The sequence below is a fragment of the Nonomuraea sp. NPDC049400 genome, assembly GCF_044466425.1.
Classification (GTDB): domain Bacteria; phylum Actinomycetota; class Actinomycetes; order Streptosporangiales; family Streptosporangiaceae; genus Nonomuraea.
Map to the genome: position 1 here is coordinate 177221 of NZ_JBITMP010000007.1, position 21400 is coordinate 198620.

The window sequence follows — 21400 nt, forward strand, 5'->3', positions numbered from 1 at the left end:
GTGATCAGCCTCCGCTCGTCTCCAACAGCGACCGCACCGCGTCGTCCCAGCCGAGCAGGGTGTGCCGCACCCGGTGCGCGTACAGGCGGTCGAACGTGTCGCGCTCCAGCCGGATCCAGGCGGTGCGCGGGAAGTGGCGGTCCATGAGCTCCTTCCACACCGACACCGGCATGCGGAAGTCCGCCTCGGTGTCCCACGGCAGGTGGGCGGCCTGCAGGCGGCCCTCGTCCAGGTAGAACAGGGTGCCGGTGAACAGGAACCGCAGCGGCACCTCGCCGTCGGGCAGGCCGTGCAGGTATTTGGCCGCGGCCACGTCGAAGTCATAAGTGCACGGGACGTTGATCGGCGTGGTGGTGCCGCCCACGAAGGCCGGGACGTGCGTGACCGTCTGCGTCCACAGCAGGCTGGTGAGATTGCGCCCCCATGTCGCGGGCGGGCCGAACAGCTCCGCGAGCCGCCCCCGCGCGTGCTCGTCGTAGCCGCGTGAGGTGGCGTCGATGCGCAGCTGCGTGGCCAGCGTGAGCGCGCGGATCGGAGCGTCCGCGTCCAGGTGAAGCAGGAAACGCAGCGCGGGCGCGACGGCGGGCTCCGCCGCCTCGACGCCGCGCACCTCGATGCGCAGCGCCGGTGATGTCGGTGGCATGGTGATCGAGGTCAGGCGGGCGACAGGTTGGGCATGCCGGGGTCGATCGGGTCGTGCCTGCCGGGGTTGATGCCGGTCGAGCGCCTGGCCGTGGAGCGGCCGTCGGGCAGGTGCCCGTCCTGCCTGTCGTAGTTGCCGCTCGTGTTCCCCGCGTGGACGCCCTTGACGTGGGCGGGCGCGTCAGGGCGCACGTCGCGCCGGCCGGTCTTGATCGTCGTCTTCTTTTTCACGGTGTACTCCTGTCGCTGCCGGTGACCGGCGAGGACCGGTCGCCGAGGTCGGTGAAGAATCGCTTGATGTGCTCGCGTACGTCCGGACCGCCCGTCAGGCCACGCCACCGGGTGCGGATGGCGCCGACGAGCGCGTAACAGTCGTCCACCGGCACGACCCAGGCGCCGCGGTCGCGGTCGGCGAGCAGGGCCTCGACGTCGGGCTCAAGCTGCTGGAGCACCGGGTTGTCGCGCCGCAGCCGCTCCCAGGCGGGCAGGTCGACGGGCGCCTGCACCGCCCCGCCCGGGCTCGGGTAGTACTGCGCCGGGAGCCCGGTGCCCGAGTCGTGGATCACGAACACCGTGCGCACCGGCGCCCGCAGGCCGGCCCAGGTCTCCTCGTCCAGGCTGAAGCCGCTCAGCCGCAGGCGGCGCTCCGGCACCAGCCGGTAGTGCCCGCCGCCGGCCGCCGCGTGGTCGAACAGCACCTGGCAGGCGCGGCACGCGCAGCGCAGCTCGCGGGCCGGCAGCTCGAGCAGGTGGCGGTGGGTGGCGGGCAGCGGCTCGCCGCACAGCTCGCAGTCCTGTGCCTGAGACGGCCGCTCGCGGGGCCGCGAGGCGAGCCGGCGCAGCAGGCCGGTCATGTCGCCCGCGCCCGGCGGACGGCCAGGCTCTCGACCGGGATCAGGGGCGTGTTGTCGGCGAACTCGATCTCGACCCGTTCGATCTCCGGGGCCGCGTCGTGCACCGCCTGCCGCATCGCGGCCGCGGACGAGCGGCAGCCGCCCGCCTGCAGGCGCAGGCGTACCAGGTCCTCCTCGACGGCGAGCACGTCGGCCCGGCTGCCGGCGAGCGCCGTCTCCACCCGGGCCCGCGTGTCCAGCGGGTGCAGGTCGTGCAGCAGGAGCAGCGGCGAGACCAGCTCGTCCGCGGCCAGGCACGCCGCCGCCTCCTCGTCCACGACGGCCATGACCCGGGCCAGGCCCTCGCCGTACAGGTCGAGCAGCTCGCCGACGAGCTCGGTCGCGGCCGGGTCGGCCTGCTCGAGCAGCGACTCGATCCGGTCGATGCGCTCGTTCATCCGCCCGTCCCCTCAGCCGGAGAGGCTCGCGCCGAACGTGGGCGAGTGCACCTGCTTGAGCACCTTGCCGTCGCCCAGGTACATGTGCACCCCGCAGGGCAGGCACGGGTCGAAGCTGCGCACCGTACGCATGATGTCGATGCCCTTGAACGACTCGGCGCCGTTCTCCTCGAAGATCGGCATGCCCTGCACCGCGTCCTCGTACGGGCCCGGCGTGCCGTGCACGTCGCGCGGGCTGGCGTTCCACGGTGTCGGCGGGTACGGATGGTAGTTGGCGATCTTGCCCTCGCGGATCACCACGTGGTGCGAGAGCACCCCGCGCACCGCCTCGTGGAAGCCGACGCCGATCGCCTCGTCCGGCACGTCGAAGTCGGTGAACACCTGCGTGCGCCCGGCCCTGACCTCGCCCATCGCCTGCTCGAGGAAGTGCACCGCCATCGCCGCCGCGTACGCGACGAAGTACGCGCGGGCGCGGTTGCGCTCGATGGTGTTGGCCCAGCGCGGGATCTTCCACTCCAGCCGCGTCTCCGGGAACGACGCGCTCTTGGGCAGGTTGATCTCCACGCTCTGTCCGGTGGAACGGACCGTGCCGGTGTCGACGAGGCGGCCGAGCGCCGTGGCCCACAGCCGGGCCAGCGGGCCGCCACCGGTGTCGAGCGCCAGGTAGTCGCCGGTGCGCGAGTCGAACCAGCGGGGGCTCATCACCCAGCTGTAGTTGCCGCCCTCCAGGTCGCGCTTCTGCGGCCTCGGCAGGGTCGTCTGGTTCCACGGGTGGCGCTGGTCCACCGGGTTGCCGAGCGGGTCGTGGGTGACGAACGTCTCCTCGGAGTGCCAGTCGTCGTAGTACGAGCTGCCCAGCAGGATCCTGATGCCGAGGTTGATGTCCACCAGGTTGGTGGTCAGCAGCTCGCCGTCCAGGACGATGCCCGGCGTGACGAACATCCGGCGGCCCCAGCCGTTCATGTTCCGGTAGTCGTAGTCGACCACCGCCGGGTCCTGGAAGGCGCCCCAGCAGCCGAGCATCACCCGTCTGCGGCCGACCTCCTCGTAGCCGGGCAGCGCCTCGTAGAAGAAGTCGAAGATGTCGTCGTTCATCGGGACGGCCCTCTTCACGAAGTCGAGGACCTTCAGCAGCCGCGCCAGGTAGTCGGTGAACACCTGGGGCGTCGCCACGGTGCCCACGCCGCCCGGGTACAGCGTGGACGGGTGCACGTGCCTGCCCTCCATGAGGCAGCACATCTCCCTGGTGATCCTGCTGACCTGGAGCGCCTCCTTGTAGAGGTCGCCGCTGAACGGGTTGAACGCCCGCATGATGTCGGCGATCGTCCGGTAGCCGTGGACGCCGGCATTGGGCGCCTGGGTCGTCTCCGCCCGGCGCAGCAGATTCGGGTTGGTCTCCTTGACCATCTGCTCGCAGTAGTCGACGAAGACCAGGTTGTCCTGGAAGAGCGTGTGGTCGAACATGTACTCGGCCGCTTCGCCCAGGTTGATGATCCAGTCGGCCAGCGGCGGCGGCTTGATCCCGTAGGCCATGTTCTGGGCGTAGATCGAGCACACCGCGTGGTTGTCGCCGCAGATGCCGCAGATGCGGCTCGTGATGAAGTGCGCGTCCCGCGGGTCCTTGCCCCTCATGAACACGCTGTAGCCGCGGAACAGCGACGAGGTGCTCTTGCACTCGACGACCTCGCGGTTCCTGAAATCGATCTTCGTGTAGATGCCCAGGTTGCCGATGATCCTGGTGATCGGGTCCCAGGACATCTCCACAAGTTCGCGGGCCTCGCCCGCCCGCTTCCTGGTCGGCGCCGTACGGATTGCCACCTCGCCGCTCTCCCTCTCAGCCGTTTCCCCAGCGCGGGTCGAACCCGCTTGTCAGCTTGCGGCGGTTGTGGCGCCATTTGGGCTCCTTGTTCGCCGCCTTGTTGGTGATCGCGCGGAGGCGGCGGATCAGCCGGCCGTACTGGCTGCTGAGCGCCACCGACACCGACGCGCCGGGGGGTTCGTCCATGAACGGCATGAACTTGTCGGGGAAGCCGGGCATCGTGCACGCGATGCAGATCCCGCCCACGTTGGGGCAGCCGCCGAGACCGTCCATCCAGCCGCGCTTGGTGACGTTGCAGTTGACCACCGGGCCCCAGCAGCCGACGCGCACCAGGCACTTCGGCGAGCTGTAGTCGCGGGCGAAGTCGCCCTGCTCGTAGTAGCCGGCGCGGTCGCAGCCCTCGTGCACCGTCTTGCCGAACAGCCAGGTCGGGCGGAGCATGTCGTCCAGCGGGATCATCGGGGCCATGCCGGCGGCCTGGTACAGCAGCCAGGTCAGCGTCTCCATGAAGTTGTCCGGCTGGACCGGGCAGCCCGGCACGTTGACGATGGGCAGTCCGCCCGCCGAGCGGAAATCCTTGCCCAGGTAGTCGGCCAGCCCCATGCAACCCGTCGGGTTGCCGGCCATCGCGTGGATGCCGCCGTACGTCGCGCAGGTGCCCGCCGCGACGACCGCCCACGCCTTGGGCGCGAGCCGGTCGATCCACTCGTTGACCGTGATGGGCTCGCCGGTGACCGGATCGTTGCCCATCGACGTCCAGTAGCCGTCGCCGTTGATCCGCTCGTTCGGGATGGAGCCCTCGACGACGAAGATGAACGGGCCCAGCTCGTCCCTGTGTGCCTGGTGGAACGGGGCCATGAAGGCGTCGCCCACCTCGGCGGCCAGCACCTTGTTGTGCAGGTGCACCTTCGGCAGTCCCGGTACGAGCCCGAGCAGGACGTCCTCGAGGCTCGGGAGCGTGGCGGCGGTGACCGAGACGGTGTCACCGTCGCAGCTCATGCCCTCCGAGGTCCACAGGATGTGCACCTCTTCCAGGGCAGTCGGCATTTGCGTGGTTGTCATGGCCCAAGCCCCCTTCTTGGCCCTGTAGAGGTTTAGGTCCCCATTCATTTGGTATCCGACCTGCGACTCTACGTAGCGGACATACCGTGTTGAGGAGGGTTGTAAACCATGACCCAGACCCTGCCACCCCGTACCGGCCCATACGAGGACCTGCGGGAACGCGCACCCGTCCGGCCTCGCCGGTCCGTGCCGCGCGCCGCGGCGCGGGGGGCGATCGGCGCCATGGCGATGTCCGGGCTCCGGCAGATGACGACGTCGATCGGCCTGGTGGCGAAGGTCCCGCCCGAGTCCGTGCTCGAACGCACCATCCCCAGGCTCTTCCGCCAGGTGCCCTCCGAGCAGCGGCCGGCCCTCGTCGAGCTGGCGCACTGGGGGTACGGCGCGTGCGGCGGGGTGCTGTTCGGGCTGCTGCCTGCCAAGGTCCGCGGCCGTCCCTGGGTCGGGCCGATCTACGGGGCGGCGTTCTGGGCCGCCTTCGAGACGGCCATCGCACCCCTGCTCGGCCTGCCCCGCCATCCCCGCACCACTGTGGAGCGGCTCGCGCTACTGGCCGACCATCTCCTGTACGGGATCGTGGTCGGCGCCTCGCCATGGCCTCATCAGGAGAAACCCGCCGAGGACTGATCGCCGTACGAGCGGAGCCGGTCGCGGGCGGCGGCCACGGCCACCTGGCCGAGGCTGATGCCGCCGTCGTTGGCCGGCACCCCGGCGTGGGTGAGCACCCGGAACCCCGCGCCGCTCAGCCGCTCGACCGTGCGCCGGAGCAGCAGCAGGTTCTGGAAGACGCCGCCGGACAGCGCCACCGTCGCCAGTCCCGTGCCGTCGCGCAGCATGAGGCAGCAGCGCACGATGAGGTCGCTCACGCCGTTGTGGAAGCGGGCGGAGATGACGGCCGGATCGGTGCCGGCGGCCAGGTCCGCCGCGGCGGCCCGCACCAGGTCCGCGCCGGCCACGACGAGCTCGTCGGAGATGGCCGCCGGGTAGCCGTCCCGCTCGGCGGGGTCGGCGAGCTGCTCCAGCTCGATCGCGGCCTGCCCCTCGTAGGTGATCGTGTCCCGCACGCCGAGCAGCGCCGCCACGGCGTCGAACAGCCGCCCCGCACTCGACGTGAGCATCGCCCCGCGCAACAGCGAGGTCACGCTCGCCCACCGGCGCTCGTTGCGCCGGGCCACGTCCAGCGCCTCGCCGTCGCCGTCCAGGTAGGCGGCGGCCATGCGCCAGGGCTGGCGGATCGCCGCGGCGCCGCCCGGCAGCGGCACGGGCGCCAGATGGCCGGCCCTCTCGAACGACGCCAGGTCGGCCAGGAGGAACTCGCCGCCCCACAGGGTCCCGTCGAGCCCGTAGCCGAGCCCGTCGAACGCGACGCCGATCACGCGGCCCTCCTGACCGTTGTCGGCCAGGCACGAGGCGATGTGCGCGTGGTGGTGCTGCACGGCGGTCAGCTCGACGTCCGGCAGGCCCATGGCGTGCTTGGTGGACAGGTACTCCGGATGCAGATCGTGCGCGACCACCTCGGGACGCACGCCGAAGAGCGCCGCGAAATGCCCGATCCCTTCGACGTAGGACCGGAGCGTCTCGTAGTTCTCCAGGTCGCCGATGTGCGGGGAGACGAACGCGTGACGCCCCTTCGCCAGGCAGAACGTGTTCTTCAGCTCGGCGCCGCAGCCGAGAATGTGCCGGGGCGCCTCCCGGGGCAGCGTGAACGGGCGCGGGGCGTGGCCGCGCGATCTCCGCAGGAGCATCCCTTTGCCGCGGAAGGGGCGTACCACCGAGTCGTCGGCACGAAGGTGGATGGGCCTGTCATGCGTGAGGAACGCGTCCGCGATGCCGCCGAGCCGGTCGAGGGCGTCGCGGTCGTCGTACGCGATGGGCTCGTCCGAGCTGTTGCCGCTCGTCAGCACGATCGGGGCGCCCGTGCCGGCGAGCAGCAGGTGGTGCAGCGGCGTGTACGGCAGCATCAGCCCGAGGCAGCGGTTGCCCGGTGCGACCGCGCCGGCCACCGCCGCCTCCGGGCGGCGCGGCAGCAGCACGACGGGACGCGCGCGATCGGTGAGCAGCGCCGCCGCAGCCGCGTCCACCTCGCACAGCCGCCGGGCCTCGTCCAGGTCGGCGACCATGACGGCGAACGGCTTGCCCGCGCGCCGCTTGCGCCGCCGCAGCTCGGCGGCGGCGCCCTCGTCCGAGGCCAGCACCGAGAGGTGGTAGCCGCCGATGCCCTTCACCGCCAGCACCCCGCCCGCCCGCAGCACTCCGGCGGCGCTCGCCAGCGGGTCGCCCTCCGCGCCGACCAGCTTGAGCGTGGGGCCGCAGGCTGGGCAGCAGATGGGCTGGGCGTGGAAGCGCCGGTCGGCCTGATCGTGGTATTCGGCACGGCAGTCGCCGCACATCTCGAACCCGGCCATCGTGGTCAGCGGCCTGTCGTACGGCATCGCCCGCACGATCGTCAGTCGCGGCCCGCAGTTGACGCAGTTGACGAAGGGGTAGCGGTAGCGCCGGTCGGCGGGGTCGGCCAGCTCCGCCAGGCAGTCCCCGCAGGTCGCGATGTCGGGTGACACCAGCGTGCGGGACGTTCCCGACGGGCCGCTCTCGGCGATGTGGAACCGGCCGCCTGCCGGCGGCGTCCGGGCGGTCGAGGTGATGGTGACCCGTTCGATCGAGGCCAGCGGGGGCGCGTCGCTCTCCAGCCGCACCAGGAACTCGCCGATCTGGTCGCGGCCGCCTTCCAGCTCGACGAAGACGCCGTGGGCGTCGTTGCCGACCCGGCCCGCCAGGCCCAGGCGCGTCGCCAGCCCGTGCACGAACGGCCGGAACCCCACCCCTTGGACCACGCCCTCGACCCGTACCCGCACCCCCATCGGGCCAGTCTGCAACGAAACCCGCACGGACTGAATCACCCTCGCCGCCCGTCCGTGTGTCGGCCGCTGCCTGCGGAAACGAAGGCGGCGTCCCGGCTCCCCGAGGAGCCGGGACCGCGGGGAAACCTCGCTCAGCCGCGCGAGATCAGCGACCAGCCGTTGTTGACGGGGGAGAAGGCCACGTTGTGGATCGGCAGGCCCTTGGCGGCGAACTTCTTCATCATCTGGAAGCACTCATTGTCGATGCCACGGGTGTGGAAGGCCTTCCCGGCGACGACGGCCCAGCCGCCGGTGTAGGGGAAGGCGACCCTGGTCACGCGGTGCCCGGCCCGCGACAGCTGGCGCATCTTCTGGAAGCACGCCTCATCGATGTTGCGGGCGTAGAAGCCCTTCGTGCTGACCACGACCCAGCGGTTGCCGCCCGCCGGGGGGAAGGCGACGTGCACGACCTGCTGGCCCGCCTTGTAGTACGAGAGGATCCGCTGGTAGCACTCCTCGGGGATGTTGCGGGCGAACAGCGTGCGGTCGCCGGTGATCACCCAGCCGCCCCGAGGGGTGAAGGCGACGCAGTGGATCCTGTTGCCGGCGGCAATCATCTGCTTCAGCTTGGCGTAGCACTCGTCGGGGATGTTGCGCGCGAAGTAACCGCCTTTCTGCGTCACCATGACCCAGCCGTTGGACGGCGTGAACGAGAACGTGGTGATGCCCTTCGCCGCCATCGCGCCCATCTTCTTGTGCGCCTCGTCCGGAATTCGGCGGTTGAAGAAATACCCGGCGGCCGCTTCCGCCGGGCCGGCAAGCCCGAGGGTGGCCAGCCCGGTGGCGCCGGTCAGCGCGAGGAATCCTCTCCGGTCCATGTCAAACTCCTCTTACAGATTGTGGATGCGCGTGCCCGTTTGGCAGCATCTGCGAGAGGATGCCATGATCTCGGCGGTTTTGCACCCGATAGTCCAGATAACCGGCTAGCTGGCCGGTTCACGAGAGGAAGGCGCTCACCGCGGCGATGAACGCCTCCGGCTGGTCCCTGTGAACGTGATGTCCCGCCGGAATCGTCGTCATATGCCCGTCGGGTACGAGCTCTGCTATCCGGGCGAGCTCATCTTGCGGCAGCTGGCTCTGCTGCCCGCCGGCGATGACCAAGGTGGGGGCCGTGATGCGCTTGAGCAGGTCCCAGTAGGCGGGATCGGGCTCGTTGCGCTGGCGGTAGATGGCGGCGACGGCATTCCAGTCGAAGGGCGCGTCGGGGTCGGGGTCCTCCGGCAACGTCCGCGGCGGGTTGGCCGCCACCGGTGGCGGCGGCTCCTCCAGGACGAGCCGGTCCACGCGCTCGGGATCCTCGCCCGCCAGGAGCCAGGAGACCACGGCTCCGAGCGAATGCCCGATCAACGTCACCTTGGACAGGCCCAGCGCGTCCAGGGCGGCACGCACGTCGTCGCGCATCAGCTCGAACGAGTACTCGCCTGCCCGGTCGCTGCTCCCGTGCCCGCGCAGGTCCACCGCGTAGACGCGATGGGTCCCGGCCAGCGCGGGAGCCACGACGTCCCAGGCGGAGCCGCTCTCGCCGAGCGAGTGCAGAAGGATCACGGGCGGCGCCGACGCCGCTCCCCGTGTGCTGTAGGCCAGACGCAGACCATTCGCCTCAATTGTGTCCATGCCCACAGTGTCGCAGCGGGGCGCCCTCCCGGAGCCGGCCTCAGGACCCGGTCACGGTCCGCGGCTGCCAGGAGAAGACAGCGGGCGCCTTGGGGTCGGCCGTGACCTGCAGCCAGTGGGCGGCGGTGTCGCCGTACGTCTCCAGGCGGGTCAGGTTGGGCACCCCGGCGTACCCGGGCTCCACCTCGTAGACGTGCTCGTCGCCGTGCGTGAGCAGGACCGGCTTGCCGTAGGCCCGCGCCCGCTCCACGATGCTGGCCCTGATCTCGGCGAACCCGGGCGTGTCCATGGGCTCGGCCTGCATCATCAGCAGCACGCCCGGCGCGTGCGTACGACCGGCGACGGCGAAGGCGTTGTCGATCCAGTCGAGCGCGGCGGCCTTGCGCGCCTCGAACTCGGCCAGCCGCTCCTGCGGGCGGTCGCCGCCGGGCAACTGGCTCCACGGCGCCAGGTCGTTCTCGCTGCCGACCACGTGCACGGTGGCGAAGACCACGCCGGAACGGGTGAACAGCACGTTCTCCCGATAGTCACGGTGGCGCGGGTCCCGGGCCTGGGTCCGCACGCCCATCGGGTGCCCGCCGAGCGTACGCCCCGCGACCGGGTAGAACACGCGGCGGACCGCTTCCAGCCGCTCGGTGGGCAGGTAGCCGCCCGCGGCGGTGCGGTGGCAGTCGGTCCACTCGTTGTCACCGGGGGTGAGCACGAACGGGTCGTCGAAGGTGCCGAACAGCTCGGCCAGGGTGGCGAAGCGGGCGTCGTCGCACGTGGTGGAGCCGTTCTTGACGTCACCAGCGTGGAGGACGAAACGGACGTCCCGGTCGGCGTTGACGGCTCCGATCAGGCTCGGCAGTGCGGCCTGCTGCTCGTCGCCGTACGGGGTGTCGCCGATGAGGGCGAAGGTGACGGCGGACCCGCCCTCCGTGCCGGAGGGGGCGGCGTACGCCGGGCCGGACGGCACGACCAGCGACGACGCGATGAGGGCAGCCATGAACAGAGATTTGCGCATGCCCGATTCTCAGCAGGCGCCGGACACCGGTCGGTGACGTCGAGCCTACGGTTCGGAGAACCCTGGCCGACGAGGCTCTAGGCGAATCGGAAACCCGCGGGCTGGATGATCGACGCGGCGAGGCTCTGCATGAAGCGCGTGATCAGCGCCTCAAGCAGCATCATGGCGGCCTTGGCAAGCAGGGAGGCCAGGAACTCGGACAACTCTCTACCTAACTGACGAAACTACACTTAAGGTCATATTTAGGTAGAAAAGTGTATATACGGTCACGCTTTGGGTGTCTATTCGGTGAACAATCGATGACTACTCCGGACCCGGCCGTTCGATCATCGCCGCGACCAGGGCCGCGGCCACGGCGCAGCCCAGCCCGATGCCCCAGCCGATCGGGCCGACCGGGCGGCAGCCGAAGAGCTGGCTGAGCCCGGGCACGGAAACGATCACACCCAGCGCGCCCAGGGACGACACCGCGGCGAGCACCACCGTGCGATCCCGGCCGCCCAGCGCCAGGGTCTGCGCCAGCTGGGCCGACACCAGGCCGATGAGCCCGACTGTATCCGCCCGCCCCCGGGTGCCGGTCATCCGCGCGAGCAGCCACGCCGCGCCCGCCGCGACGGCCGTGGTGACGGCGCGCAGGTAGATGTCGCGGGTCAGGGGGGCGCCGAGCGAGGCCTCGGGTCCCTCGGCGAGCAGCCTCTCCGGGCTGGCGGCGCTCGGTGGCCGGACGGCCACCGCCATGGCGGGCAACATGTCGGTGAGCATGTTGACCAGCAGGAGCTGGCGGGCGTTCAGCGCGCTGCGCCCGGTGAGCAGGCTGGATCCCAGCGTGAAGGCGATCTCCCCGACGTTGCCGCCGAGCAGGATGCCCAGCGCGTCGCGCACGGAGGCCCACATGGCCCGGCCCTCGACGATCGCGTCGATGATCGTCTCGATGCGGTCGTCGATCACCACGATGTCGGCGGCGGCCCTGGTGGCGGGGGCGGCGTGCGACCCGAGGGCCACGCCCACGTCGGCCAGCCGGATCGCGGGCACGTCGTTGGCGCCGTCGCCGGTCACGGCCACGACGCTGCCGGCCTTGCGCAGGCAGGTGACGATCCGCGCCTTGTGCTCGGGTGTGACCCTGGCGAACACCGCCACCTCCGCCAGCGCCCCGGCCAGCGCGTCGTCATCCAGCTCCTCGAGCTCGGGGCCGGTCATGACGCGCCGGCCGTTCAGCGCGCCGGTCTCCGCGGCGATGGCCTCCGCCGTGCTGGGGTGGTCGCCGGTGAGCATGATGACGCGTACGCCGGCCCGCATGAGCCCCTCCACGCTGCGCTTGGCCGTCGGGCGCACCGGATCGGCAAGGCCGAGGAACCCGAGGAAGCACAGGCTCTCGATGCGGGACTCGTCGAGGTCGGCGCGGCTGGAGGCGGGACGCTCGGCGACGGCGAGCACGCGGTAGCCGCGCAGGGCGAGCCGGTCCACCTCCTGTTCCAGCTGCCGCCTCATCCGATCGTCCAGCCGGAACTTCTCTCCTTCGATCATGACGCTCGTGGAGCGGGTGAGCACGATCTCGGGAGCGCCCTTGACGCTCAGGAGCTGGCCCGACTCGGAACGGCCGAGCACGGCGTGGTAGCCGCGGGCCGGTTCGAAGGGCAGCTCGTCCACGCGCTGCCACGTGCGCAGCCCGTACCGGGGCGTGACACCGAGTTTGCCCGCGCCGTCCACGATCGCGCGGTCCGTCGGGTGCGGGATGGCGCGCCCGCCCTCGAACCTGGGCCCCGCGCGCAGCGCCGCGCCGACGATGGCCCTCAGCTCGGGCGTGGCCTCCTCCACTGCCTGGTCGACCCGGCCGTCCGACACCCGGCGCAGGCTGATGTGGCCCTCCGTGAGGGTGCCCGTCTTGTCGAAGCAGAGCACGTCCACCCGGCCGAGCGCCTCGATCGTGGACGGGTTGCGTACCAGCGTGTTGTGGGCCGACAGCCGCTTGGCCGAGGCGAGCTCGGCCACGGTGGCGACGAAGGGCAGCCCCTCGGGGACCGCGGCGACCATCATGCTCACGGCGGGGCCGACCGCCTGCGACAGCGGCGAGCCGCGCAGCAGCTCGACGACCATAAGGAGCAGGCCGGAGCCGAGGGCGGCCGGGAGGATCCGGCGGCTCAGCGCGCGCAGGCGGAGCTCCACCCCGCTCGGCGGCGGCCGTTCCTGGGTCAGCCTGGCGGTCCTGCCCGCCTCGGTGGCCTCCCCCGTGGCCACGACCACGGCGAGGCCGTGCCCCGCCGCGACGGTCGTCCCCTCGTACACCATCGAGGCCCGCTCCGCGACGGCGGGCGCGGCGGTCGGCGCGTCGGTCTTGCTGACGAGCTGCGACTCGCCGGTGAGGGGCGACTCGTCGATCTCCAGCCCGTGTGCCTGGATGAGCCGTCCGTCAGCCGGTACGGCATCGCCGGCCCGCAGCTCGATCACGTCCCCGGGCACCAGGGAGTCGGCGTAGCCCGCCACGGCGCCGGTGGGGCGACGCAGGCGTACCCGGACGGCGGTGGTCTCGGTGAGGTCGTGCAGCGCCCGGTCGGCGCTTCGCCGCTGGGCGCCGCCGAGCAGGGCGTCCACCCCCATCACGCCGCCTATCAGCACGCTGTCGAGCAGTGAGCCGACCGTGGCCGACACGCCCGCGCCGGCGGCCAGCACCGGGGTCAGCGGGTTGGCCAGCTCATGCATGGACGCGCTGAGCAGGGACTCCGGGCCGGTGACCAGGGGACGCGCCGGGGCCGTCCGACGGCGCTCGGCCTCCGCCTCGGTCAGCCCCTCGGGCGAGGTGCGCAGCCGGGCCAGGACGTCACGGGCCGCCATGGCGTGCCAGGGCGTGTGGTCGGCGCGGACCGGCGCGGCCGTCCGCGCGGCGCCGCGGCCCGCCCACTCCCCGGCCACGAGGGCGGCCAGCGACGTGCAGTCACGCGCCAGGTTGGCACGCCCGACCGCGGCCGCGGCCGGACCGAGGAACGCCACCCCCGCACCGGCGATCGAGCCGGCCGCCGCCACCCACACGCTCCTGACGCTCGCCTTCCTGGCCGCCGGCAGGCAGCGGAGCAGCAGGTACGCGCCCTCCAGCGCGCCGATCACATCGGCGTCCCACGGGACCCTGCGCGCCCCCTCGAGCACGCCGATGCCCAGGTCGGCCTGGCGCAACCCGCCCCGGCCGCGCTTCGACACCACGGCCACGGCGTGTCCCTCGGACTGCAGCGCCCGCACCGACGAGGCCAGCCGGTTGCCGTTCTCGACGACCCGGCCCACGCCCAGCCGGCGGGCGAGGGCGGGGTCCCCGCCGGCCAGGACCATCTCGCACGTCGCCTTCGGGGCCGCGACCAGAGCCTCGGCGAGCGGATGCAGCTCGCGGGCCAGGCGGACCAGGGCGATCGGGGTGCCCTCCCGCGCCACCTCGACTGACCGGACTCCCTCCTCGGGCGTCTCCGCGCGGGGCTCGGCGCTCCACCCGTCGCGCTCCCGCCGGGCTGAGGGGTCGGTGAGGTCGAGGAGCGTGTACAGGCGGGCGTGCAGATCCTCCAGATCCACGTCGGAGGCGAGCGGGACGACGCCGTCGATCGTCCAGGCGCCCGTGGTGAGGACCGTGGCGTCGAGAACGACGGTGTCGATGCGGTCCATGCGGTAGAGCGCCTCGCGATTGAGCACGATCGTGCCATGTCCGGCGAGGGAGCGGGCGACGGCGCTGGTGAAGGCGTCCCTGCCGTGGGCCGCGGCCCTGGGGATGCCGGCGATCAGCACGGACAGGCCCCGCTGCTGGTCGCGGCTGAGCACCGTGGTGATGCCGTGCCCGGCCAGCGAGGCCGCACTGGCCGCGTCGGCGTAGCGCTCCACCGGACCGTGGGGCAGCGGGGCCGGGCGCGGGGCGGCGGCGGCTCTGGTGTGGCGGTACGCCCCCTTCCCGGCGGCGAACTCCTCCTCGCGCAGCTCCCACGCCCGGGACCCGGCACGCGCGGCGGCGAACCGGCCGGCCGCGGCGATGGAGTCGATCAGCAGCGACGACGGCCGCATGGCCAGCGCGTATGTGACGATCCTGGTCACCGTCATCAGCGCGTCCGCGCCCGGCTTGCCAAGGCGCTGCTCCAGCTCCCTGTAGACCCGTGGAGTGTTCTCGGCCAGCGAGAGGAAGCCGGGGACCGCCGTGGTCAGCCTCGGGACCTGGGCCAGCCGGGCGGTCAGGGCCAGCCCGGTGCCGGCGAGGTGCAGGCCGAGGCTGACCGCGGCGCGGGCCTGTTGCTCCGCGCCGTCCAGCACCCGAGGAGGGGGGGATTCACCACCCCCTTCATCGGGTTCGTCGAGCTCCTCCACGACGGCCACGAACTTGCCGAGCTCGTCCGTCTCGGGGTCGCAGGCCACGAACACGCAGCCGAGCGCCCCGTTCACCTCGGCGCGCGCGGCGCCCAACGCGAGCAGTCGCTCTTCCAATACGCGGGCGGGCCGCTCGGTCCGCGGCCCGCCGACGTTCCGCAACTCGATTCGAACCCCGCCTGGGCACGGCTGCACCCGGCGGGAGCGCGGGAGGATGCTCCTTATCGGTTCGGGGAGCATGTTGAGCAGCGTGTCAGCACTGAGCAGGCCGAACAACGCCATGTAGGCCTCCCGTCTACGGCGTCGCGGCTCACTTGCCAGGTGAGGTGCTCTTTCGCCTGCTGGTCGAGCTCGAGGTCGAGGTGGTCTTTCCGGTGGTGGTCTTGCGCCCGCCGGCCCCGGCGGTGGTCGTGGCGGTCTTGCGCCCGCCAGCCCCGGCGGTGGTCGTGGCGGCCCCGCGCCGGGCGGTGGTCGTGGCCCGCCGGGTGGTGGTCGTGGCCCGCTTGCTCGGCGGCGTCGGCTCCTCTTTGGCCGCCGGAGCGGTCTCGCGCGCCCGGCTCGGTTGTCGGCTCGGTTGCCGGCCGAACATCGGCGTCCCCGGACGCCGCTGCGCGACGATCGTTCCGGCGCCGATGGCGGCCGCCACAGGCCACTCGAGCACGCCGAAGGCCGCGAGCGCGCCGAGCGCCCCGTAGTAGGCCATGCGCTCGGGTGCCGGAAGGAACGTCCGGGCGATGTCGACGTAGTGGCCGAGCTCCTGCCTGCTGACGCGCGGCATCTCCATGTGTGGCATCTCGATGTGTGGCATCCCGATGTGCGGCATCCGGACGTCCGGTTGCCGAACCTGGATGCTGAGCATTGGCAGGTCCAGCGTGAACTGCCTTTTACCGTTGGGCGTGGCAGTGGCGCGCCCACGCGGCTGGGCAACAGCCATGACCCCTCCTCCAGGACGAGAAAACCTGTAGGTCTCCCTATCCACCCCCAGTTTCCCTATTCCGGACGGGAGCGATTTGGAGGTTTTTGCCGACCTAAATTTGGTGCTTTCGATAGGGGAGGGGCCAGGCCCTACTGCCCCGGCACCAGGCGGGCGGGGAAGCCGCCGGTCGCTATGGGACCCCAGCTGTCGATGTGGAGGCGGATCAGCGACTTGTCCTGACGGCGCATGGCGGCGCGGTATTCATCCCAGTCGGGGTGCTCGCCGGAGATGCACCGGTAGTACTCGACGAGCGCCTCGAGGGCGTCGGGCATGTCGAGGACCTCGGCGTGGCCGTCGACCTGGACGTACGGGCCGTTCCAGTCGTCGGACAGCACGCAGATCGACACGCGCTCGTCACGGCGGGCGTTGCGCGCCTTGACCCGGTCGGGGTAGGTGGAGACCACGATCCGGCCGCCCTCGTCGACCCCGCAGGTGACGGGCGAGAGCTGCGGCCGCCCGTTCTTGCGGGTGGTGGAGAGCAGGCCGTGGTGCCTGGGGCGGAGGAAATCGAGCAGTTCGGGCAGGTCTACGTGGCGGGCAGTGGCGACGTTCGGAGCCATCTCATGTGCCTTTCGGTCATACTCGGTCCTCCGATCCTTCCACCCTCGCATCGGCCTCTATCCTTCATGCGGTGAACGGTGAGCAGCTCCTCCAGCGCGTCCACGGGCTGGCCGCGGCCGGTGAGCGGGTCGTGGTGGGCATCGTGGGATGCCCGGGCGCGGGCAAGTCGACGCTGGCCGGCTGGCTGGCCGAGCGCCTCACGGCGTCCGGGCTGCCGGCGGTGTGGGTGCCGATGGACGGCTTCCACCTGGCCGACGTCGAGCTCGAACGCCTCGGCAGGCTGCGGCGCAAGGGCGCCATGGACACCTTCGACGCCCACGGTTACCTGGCGCTGCTGCACCGCCTCCGTGCCGAGACCGCCACCGTCGTCTACGCCCCGTCGTTCGACCGCGAGATCGAGCAGCCGATCGCGGGTGCCATCGCGGTGCCGCCGGGCGCGCGCGTCGTGGTCAGTGAGGGCAACTACCTCCTGGCCGACGCCGACCCGTGGCGGCAGGTGCGGGCGGCCATGACCGAGGTCTGGTACGCCGAGGTCGACGACAGTGTGCGCCTGGACCGCCTCACCCAGCGGCACATCCGTTTCGGCAAGTCGCCCGATCATGCCGCCCGCTGGGTCGCCGAGGTCGACGAGCCCAACGCGGTCGCCATCCGCGCGACCCGCGAGCGCGCCGACCTGCTGGTGGACGTCGGCGCGCTCTCCTGAGCCCGGTCTTTACGCGGCGTGCGCCTTGATCGCCACGCTGGTCAGGGCGAGCAGCAGGTCGAGGTCGGGCTCGGCTTCGACCTTCAAGGCCACCCATGCGTGGTCGGCGCACAGCTGGACCTGATCGCAGTCGCCCAGCTCGGGCTCCAGCCGTTCGATCGCGGGCTTGGTCAGGCGCAGGTGCACTTCGTCCGTGCCGGTCAGGCGCAGGATCTCGACGCCCTGCACCGCGAACGCGACGCCGCGCCGGGTGTCGCGCACCTCCAGCGCCGGCCAGGACAGCAGCTGGGTCACCGCCCGGGCCAGATAAGGCCCGCGGCGTAAGGTCGATCTCCGCCTGGCGGAAATGACTGCCACGTAACCATGCTGCTGCACACGGCCACGCTCCCGCTATCGTCCGTTCCTCAACTGTTATCCGCCGGAAAAGATCGCGATCGACGAATCCTTGGCCGGCGGCCCGCCCTCGTCAACCGTGTTGCCGACGGGGCAAAGAGTTCGTGCTGATATGAGCGACACGCCGGGCGAAACCGATCGCTGCTCCCACCTACTGGGCACTTTCCACTCATTCGACATAAGAGACGCTTTGTCGGATTCGGGTTCGGGTTGCTAGCCCGAGGAGGAAACATGTACCGCCCGCTTGGTGCCGCAGTCACTGCCGCGCTGGCCGCCCTGGCACTCATGCCGGAGGCTGCGCGCGCATCGCCGTCGGTCGACAACATCGCGCACCGAGGCGGTGCCGCGTACGCGCCCGAGAACACCATCGTGGCCTGCGCCATGGCGCGGATGCAGCGGGCCGACGCGTGCGAGTTCGACATCCAGCAGACCAAGGATCAGCAGCTCGTCCTGATCCACGACCAGACGCTGTCCCGTACCACCAACGTCGAGCAGGTCTTCCCTGATCGGTCCCCGTGGAAGGTCGCCGACTTCACGCTCGCGGAGATCCGGCGGCTGGACGCCGGATCGTGGTTCTCCTCGCGGTTCCTCGGCGAGAAGGTGCCCACTCTCCAGGAGGCGCTTCAGGCCATGAGGCGGTACGGCGTCGGGCTGCTGCTGGAGATCAAGCACCCGCCCGGCAGCGCGGGCATCGACCAGCGGGTGGCCACCGAACTGCGGGAAAGCCGTTCGTTGTGGAGCGGACGGGGGCTGGTCGTGCAGGCGTTCGACTGGAACGCGATGCGGGCCTTCCACCGCATGATCCCCGAGGTCCCCATCACCCTGCTCGGCAAGCCGGACCTGAGCAAGCTCTCCGACCTCGGCACCTTCGCCAAGGCGCTCAGCCTGCCGCGCTCCAGCCTCACGCCGGAAGTCGTCAGGACGGTTCACGGCAAGGGTATGCGGGTCTACACCGGGCCTATGGACCGGCCTGTCGTCATGCGTCGCATGCTCTCGTACGGCGTCGACGGCATCATGACGAACCGGCCGCGCGACCTCGACAGCATCAAGCGGTACTGGTGAGTCGCCAAAAATGGTGACTACCAGCCTCTTTATATAGTTCGTTCTTAAATGCGACGATTGGAGTCGTTTGTCCCCCTGAGCGATAGGCGAATGCATGACAGACGAACACGGGCGAAGGGCCCTCGTGGTGCGGGGCGGCTGGGAAGGGCACGCCCCGGTCGAGGCCACCGACCTCTTCGTGCCCTTCCTGGAGAAGCACGGGTTCGAGGTGCATCGGGCGGACTCTCCGGCGCCGTACGCGGATCAGGCGTTCATGTCCGGCGTCGATCTCATCGTGCAGTGCTACACGATGGGCACGATCGAGGCGGCGGAGCTGCGCGGTCTGGAGGCCGCGATCCGGGCGGGCACGGGAATGGCGGGCTGGCACGGCGGCATCGCCGACTCCTTCCGCAACTCCTCCGACTACCTGCACCTCATCGGCGGGCAGTTCGCCTGCCATCCGGGCAAGGATCCGGCCGAGCGGGAAGGCACGCAGGCCGACAACTACGTGCCGTACACGGTGAACATGCTGCCCGAGGCGGCCACGCACCCCATCACCGAGGGCATAGTGGACTTCGACCTCGTCACGGAGCAGTACTGGGTGCTGACCGACGACTACATCGACGTGCTGGCGACGACGACGCAGAAGATCCGCCCGTGGGACCCCTGGCACCGGGAGGTCACCTCGCCGGCGATCTGGACCCGGCAATGGGGGAGTGGACGGATCTTCGTCACGACCCCCGGGCACAGCCTCGACGTCCTGGAGAACGACAGTGTGCGCACCATCATCGAGAGAGGAATGTTGTGGGCCAGCCGGTGAACGTGGGCGTTGTCGGATGCGGTGCCATTTCGGCCCAGTATTTCCAGACCATCGACCGGCTGCCGCAGTTGCGGCTGGTGGCCGTCGCCGATCTGGACCTCGAGCGGGCGAGGGAGGCGGTCCGGCCCTATACGGGGGTCGACGTGCTGAGCGTGGCGGAGTTGATGGCGGATCCCCGCGTTGACGTCGTGCTCAACCTCACCGTACCGGCTGCGCACGCCGAGATCGCGCTGCAGGCCATAGCGGCGGGCAAGGACGTCTATTGCGAGAAGCCCCTTGCCGCGACCGTGGCGGACGCCGGGCAGATGTTGCGGGCGGCCGACGCCGCCGGGGTGCGCGTGGGGTGCGCGCCCGACACGGTGCTGGGCACGGGTACGCAGACGGCGCGCAAGGCGATCGACGACGGGGTGATCGGCAGGCCCATCGCGGCGACGGCGACGATGATGACGCCCGGCCACGAGCGCTGGCATCCCAACCCGGACTTCTACTACGTCCCCGGTGGCGGACCCCTGCTCGACATGGGGCCGTACTACATCACCAGCCTGGTGACCCTGCTCGGGCCGGTGACGACGGTCATCGGCGCCGCCAGCCGCACGCGCGCCAAGCGCACGATCGGCTCCGGTCCCCGCCGCGGCGAGGAGATCCCGGTCACCGTCGACACCCACGTCACCGGAGTGCTCGTACACGCCTCGGGAGTGCTGACCACGCTGGTGATGAGCTTCGACGGGGCGGCGACCAAGGCGCCCAACATAGAAGTGCACGGTGAGAAGGGCTCGCTCGTCGTGCCCAATCCCAACCACTTCGACGGGTCCGTCCTGGTGTCGGGGGTGGGGGAGGAGGGCTGGCGAGCCCTTCCCGATTCGGCCGGCTACGTGGGTGCCGGGCGCGGCGTGGGTCTGGCGGACTTCGCCGCGACCCCGGCGGACGAGGCGCCCCGTGCGGGCGGATCGCTGGCCTTCCACGTGCTCGACGTCATGGAGTCGCTGCTGGCCTCGGCGCACTCCGGCGCGGCGGTGACCATCACGAGCACCTGTGAGCGGCCCAGCCCCGTGGACTTGCTTCCGGCTCAAGGCACGCAGGTTTAGGCGGCCGGCGGCGCGCTTCTGCTCCGGGAGCGCGCCGCCGACCGGTTCGGTCAAGGAGTGATGATCGCTAGTTGGTCGACGTAGTCCTCGGTGAGCCAGAGGTTGCCGTCGGCTCCGTCAGCGATGTCGAACGGCCCCGAGAAAGTCGTGGGCAGTGCGTACTCGTTGACTGTCCCGGACGTGCTGATGCTGCCGACCTTGTCGCCGAGCTGCTCGGCGAACCACAGGTTGTCGTCGGGACCGACGGTGATGCCCCACGGGAAGCTGTTGACGTCCTGCAATCCGTATTCGGTGAAGCTTCCCGACGTGGTGACGGAGCTCACCTTCGCGTTGGCGTCGGTGTACCAGAGGTTGTTGTCCGGACCCGCGGTGATCCCGACGGGGATCGCGCCGGAGGACGGGATGCTGTATTCGGTGATCGTGCCGCTGGTGGTGATCTTTCCGATCTTGCCCGTGAACGACTCCGTGAACCACAGGTTGCCGTCCGGTCCCGCGGTGATGCGTAGCGGGTAGGACTCACTGGTGGGAATGGTGTATTCGGTGATGGTCCCGCTGGTGGTGATCTTTCCGATCTTGTTGCCCAGCTGTTCGACGAACCACAGGTTGTCGTCCGGCCCGAGGGTGATCCCCCACGGGTAGGAGTCGGTGGTGGGAATGGTGTATTCGGTGATCGTCCCTGACGTGGTGATCCGGCCGATCTTGTTGCCGACCGCCTCGGTGAACCACAGGGCGCCATCCGAGCCGACGGCGATGTGGCCCGGCTGGGAGTCGGTGGTGGGAATGGAGTACTCGGTGAACAGCCCCCCTGTGGTGACCTTCCCGATCTTGTTGGCGGTGTTCTCGGTGAACCACAGGTTGTTGTCCGGCCCGCTCGTGATGCCGACGGGAGTGGCGGGGCTGGTCGGGATCTCGATCTCGTCGATCGTGGCCCGCTGCGCCGCGATCGTGGCAGCAGAAGCACGCTGGCGCTGGGGCGGGAATTTGCAGCGTATGTGCCGGTGCTCGGGCATCCGTTTGAGTTTGAGACAGATCCTCACCCACGGGCGTAGGGGTGGCGGGTCGGCATTCGCGGCAGCGGACGCGGTCGAGAGCGTGCTTGCCGCCAGGGCCATCGCCATGGCCACGAGCGGGTACTTCAGACGTCGATAACGCATGACATCCTTTCCGGAT

The 21400-nt window shown here is 70.8% G+C and carries 21 protein-coding genes; 5 read left to right on the plus strand and 16 right to left on the minus strand.

Annotated elements, in window-relative coordinates; genetic code table 11:
* Positions 1-4: 4 nt before the first annotated feature.
* Genes ACIBVN_RS12715 through ACIBVN_RS12740 form a run of 6 tightly spaced genes read right to left on the minus strand, consistent with a single transcriptional unit; the run spans position 5 to position 4814 of the window.
* Positions 5-643 carry a DUF6084 family protein gene (locus ACIBVN_RS12715; RefSeq protein ID WP_397135642.1) on the minus strand — a complete coding sequence of 213 codons (639 nt, stop codon included), beginning with the start codon at positions 641-643 and terminating at the stop codon, positions 5-7.
* Between the two features lie 11 nt (positions 644-654).
* Complete coding sequence (locus ACIBVN_RS12720; RefSeq protein ID WP_397135644.1) at positions 655-873, minus strand: hypothetical protein; 219 nt, start codon at positions 871-873, stop codon at positions 655-657.
* The gene (locus ACIBVN_RS12725) at positions 870-1496 is read right to left on the minus strand and encodes a DUF5947 family protein (RefSeq protein ID WP_397135646.1); all 627 of its coding nucleotides are present in this window, start codon (positions 1494-1496) and stop codon (positions 870-872) included. Before ACIBVN_RS12725 ends, ACIBVN_RS12720 begins: the two co-directional genes overlap by 4 nt.
* Positions 1493-1933 (minus strand): hypothetical protein, encoded by a 441-nt coding sequence (locus tag ACIBVN_RS12730; RefSeq protein WP_397135648.1) that lies wholly within the window; start codon positions 1931-1933, stop codon positions 1493-1495. The genes ACIBVN_RS12725 and ACIBVN_RS12730 overlap by 4 nt, the downstream gene beginning before the upstream one ends.
* 12 nt (positions 1934-1945) lie before the next feature.
* Positions 1946-3751: a nickel-dependent hydrogenase large subunit gene (locus tag ACIBVN_RS12735; protein WP_397135650.1), complete on the minus strand. Its 1806-nt coding sequence runs from the start codon at positions 3749-3751 to the stop codon at positions 1946-1948.
* 16 nt (positions 3752-3767) lie between these two features.
* Positions 3768-4814, minus strand: coding sequence for a hydrogenase expression protein HypE (locus tag ACIBVN_RS12740; RefSeq protein WP_397135652.1), 1047 nt, complete (start codon positions 4812-4814; stop codon positions 3768-3770).
* A 108-nt stretch (positions 4815-4922) separates the two neighbouring features.
* On the opposite strand from ACIBVN_RS12740, the gene ACIBVN_RS12745 reads away from it, so the two are divergent.
* On the plus strand, positions 4923-5438 hold the full coding sequence (locus ACIBVN_RS12745; RefSeq protein WP_397135654.1) for a hypothetical protein: 516 nt from the start codon (positions 4923-4925) through the stop codon (positions 5436-5438).
* Here ACIBVN_RS12745 and hypF read toward each other — a convergent pair.
* The 8 genes from hypF to ACIBVN_RS12785 form a co-directional block, all read right to left on the minus strand.
* Positions 5414-7669: a carbamoyltransferase HypF gene (gene hypF, locus ACIBVN_RS12750; protein ID WP_397135656.1), complete on the minus strand. Its 2256-nt coding sequence runs from the start codon at positions 7667-7669 to the stop codon at positions 5414-5416. The two genes, ACIBVN_RS12745 and hypF, sit on opposite strands and share 25 nt — an antisense overlap.
* A 131-nt stretch (positions 7670-7800) precedes the next feature.
* Positions 7801-8526, minus strand: a complete 726-nt coding sequence (locus ACIBVN_RS12755; RefSeq protein WP_397135658.1) for a hypothetical protein — start codon at positions 8524-8526, stop codon at positions 7801-7803.
* A 118-nt stretch (positions 8527-8644) separates the two neighbouring features.
* Positions 8645-9322, minus strand: a complete 678-nt coding sequence (locus tag ACIBVN_RS12760; RefSeq protein WP_397135660.1) for an alpha/beta fold hydrolase — start codon at positions 9320-9322, stop codon at positions 8645-8647.
* A 40-nt stretch (positions 9323-9362) separates the two neighbouring features.
* Positions 9363-10328 carry a metallophosphoesterase gene (locus ACIBVN_RS12765; RefSeq protein WP_397135662.1) on the minus strand — a complete coding sequence of 322 codons (966 nt, stop codon included), beginning with the start codon at positions 10326-10328 and terminating at the stop codon, positions 9363-9365.
* Positions 10329-10405: 77 nt separating this feature from the next.
* Positions 10406-10531: a hypothetical protein gene (locus tag ACIBVN_RS12770; protein ID WP_349449252.1), complete on the minus strand. Its 126-nt coding sequence runs from the start codon at positions 10529-10531 to the stop codon at positions 10406-10408.
* 100 nt (positions 10532-10631) lie between these two features.
* Positions 10632-14933 (minus strand): HAD-IC family P-type ATPase, encoded by a 4302-nt coding sequence (locus ACIBVN_RS12775; RefSeq protein ID WP_397135664.1) that lies wholly within the window; start codon positions 14931-14933, stop codon positions 10632-10634.
* Positions 14934-14961: 28 nt separating this feature from the next.
* Positions 14962-15585 carry a hypothetical protein gene (locus ACIBVN_RS12780; protein ID WP_397135666.1) on the minus strand — a complete coding sequence of 208 codons (624 nt, stop codon included), beginning with the start codon at positions 15583-15585 and terminating at the stop codon, positions 14962-14964.
* A 131-nt stretch (positions 15586-15716) separates the two neighbouring features.
* Positions 15717-16187, minus strand: a complete 471-nt coding sequence (locus tag ACIBVN_RS12785; RefSeq protein ID WP_349449255.1) for a PPOX class F420-dependent oxidoreductase — start codon at positions 16185-16187, stop codon at positions 15717-15719.
* Between the two features lie 71 nt (positions 16188-16258).
* On the opposite strand from ACIBVN_RS12785, the gene ACIBVN_RS12790 reads away from it, so the two are divergent.
* A complete protein-coding gene (locus ACIBVN_RS12790; protein ID WP_397135668.1) occupies positions 16259-16891 on the plus strand; it encodes a nucleoside/nucleotide kinase family protein in 633 nt (210 codons plus the stop codon).
* A 9-nt stretch (positions 16892-16900) separates the two neighbouring features.
* On the opposite strand, the gene ACIBVN_RS12795 is transcribed toward ACIBVN_RS12790, so the two are convergent.
* Positions 16901-17248 (minus strand): luciferase family protein, encoded by a 348-nt coding sequence (locus ACIBVN_RS12795; protein WP_397135670.1) that lies wholly within the window; start codon positions 17246-17248, stop codon positions 16901-16903.
* Positions 17249-17515: 267 nt separating this feature from the next.
* On the opposite strand from ACIBVN_RS12795, the gene ACIBVN_RS12800 reads away from it, so the two are divergent.
* The 3 genes from ACIBVN_RS12800 to ACIBVN_RS12810 all read left to right on the plus strand — a co-directional run bounded on the left by ACIBVN_RS12800 (position 17516) and on the right by ACIBVN_RS12810 (position 20230).
* Positions 17516-18346 carry a glycerophosphodiester phosphodiesterase gene (locus ACIBVN_RS12800; protein ID WP_397135672.1) on the plus strand — a complete coding sequence of 277 codons (831 nt, stop codon included), beginning with the start codon at positions 17516-17518 and terminating at the stop codon, positions 18344-18346.
* A 94-nt stretch (positions 18347-18440) separates the two neighbouring features.
* On the plus strand, positions 18441-19145 hold the full coding sequence (locus tag ACIBVN_RS12805; RefSeq protein WP_397135674.1) for a ThuA domain-containing protein: 705 nt from the start codon (positions 18441-18443) through the stop codon (positions 19143-19145).
* Between the two features lie 2 nt (positions 19146-19147).
* Positions 19148-20230 carry a Gfo/Idh/MocA family protein gene (locus ACIBVN_RS12810; protein ID WP_397135676.1) on the plus strand — a complete coding sequence of 361 codons (1083 nt, stop codon included), beginning with the start codon at positions 19148-19150 and terminating at the stop codon, positions 20228-20230.
* A gap of 50 nt (positions 20231-20280) precedes the next feature.
* Here ACIBVN_RS12810 and ACIBVN_RS12815 read toward each other — a convergent pair whose 3' ends face one another.
* Complete coding sequence (locus ACIBVN_RS12815; RefSeq protein ID WP_397135678.1) at positions 20281-21384, minus strand: virginiamycin B lyase; 1104 nt, start codon at positions 21382-21384, stop codon at positions 20281-20283.
* Positions 21385-21400 lie beyond the last annotated feature (16 nt).